The sequence below is a fragment of the Acidithiobacillus sp. TH-A36 genome (assembly GCF_057473445.1).
Window position 1 is genome coordinate 1 of record NZ_JBYCKP010000602.1, and the last position, 1,355, is coordinate 1,355.

Sequence of the window (1,355 nt, forward strand, 5' to 3'; positions counted from 1 at the left end):
CCATCATTGGAGTGCCCCCCTTCAGCAACAGCTTAAAGGCTTTCGGATAGAGCGGATTGCCGTTCCCTGGGCTGACCGGATTGTGCGCATGGACTTCAGTCGGATGCATATCAGCAAGCGGGTAGATCAGCTCAGCCTCATTGCCGAGTGTTTCGGAGGGCGCGGCAACCTGGCTCTGCTGGATGCCCAGGAACAAATTCGCTGGGCCTGGCGTTGGGATAGTCTTGACGGCCCGACCGCACCCCGTTTCCTCCCGGGAATTGTTTACCATCCACCAGAATCTGCTCGTCTGCTTGAAGAATCCCGGTCTGATCTGAGCATCTGGTTACAGTGTATGGCACCACGCTATCGCCCTGACGGTTCGACAGCACAAGCGTTCATGAAGGAGCAATGGGCTGAGCGTTCAGCTTCCAGTTCCTGGTGGCAAGCCAAAACCGAAGCAGGGCAAAATCTGCTTTATCCCTTATGCTTGCCGGACGGCCCGCCCATGCAGGCCAAGGCCCCGGAAATTGCCCTGCAACTCCCGGCATCCACTCTTACTCGGGCGCCATCGCCAGCGGAACACGCGCTCGCCACAGAGAAAAATCGCCTGCAGCAACGCATCCAGAAAATGCGCCACGATCTGCAGCAGTGGGAAGCCCCCGAATACTACAGGACATTGGCCTTTGCCCTGTTTGCCGTACCGGACGCCACCGCCCGAGCCGCCAGCATTCAGGCTATCGATCATACCCATGGGGATGGCAGGTTGCTGGAGATCGCTGTCACACCAGGCAAGTCGCTGCACCAGCAAGCCCAGAAATACATGAAGAAAGCTCTGCGCAGCCAACGTGCCGTTCAGAAAATTCAGCAGCGTCTGCAGGACAGTGAAAAGCTGCTCGACGAATTGCTGTCCAAGGGACAGGGCGCACTCCCGCTGGCGCAAAGGCTTCCGCAAACGCAAAATGCACCCGTTCGACATAAATGCCAGGAGCGAACAACGCGCCGGTTGGCAGAGCCTTTTCACCACACGATGATTGCGGGATTCGACATTTTTTGGGGAAATAATGCCCGGGAAAATGATCGCCTCACCTTTCGTTTCGCCAAAAGCTGGGATATCTGGTTTCATGTGCAGGACCTGGGCGGAAGTCATGTGATTCTCCGCCGGGAAAATGCCAGTACCCTGGTCCAGGAACCGGTTATTGCAGCGGCTGCCCGTCTGGCCTTGCAACACAGCCAGTCACGGGCATTGAGTGCCGAAGTGGACTGGACAGAAGTCCGACATGTGCAACGTAAGCCCGGCGCCGGACCGGGTCAGGTTATTTACCGCCATTTTCAGACTATTCGGGTACGCCGCGACGCACACGATGACCTCTGAT

1 protein-coding gene is annotated in these 1,355 nt (G+C 57.3%); it reads left to right on the plus strand.

Features of this window, described 5'->3' with window-relative positions:
• On the plus strand, positions 1 to 1,354 hold a 1,354-nt coding region (locus AC2VLY_RS15175), incomplete at its 5' end, for an NFACT RNA binding domain-containing protein (protein WP_486922565.1).
• Position 1,355: the final 1 nt, after the last annotated feature.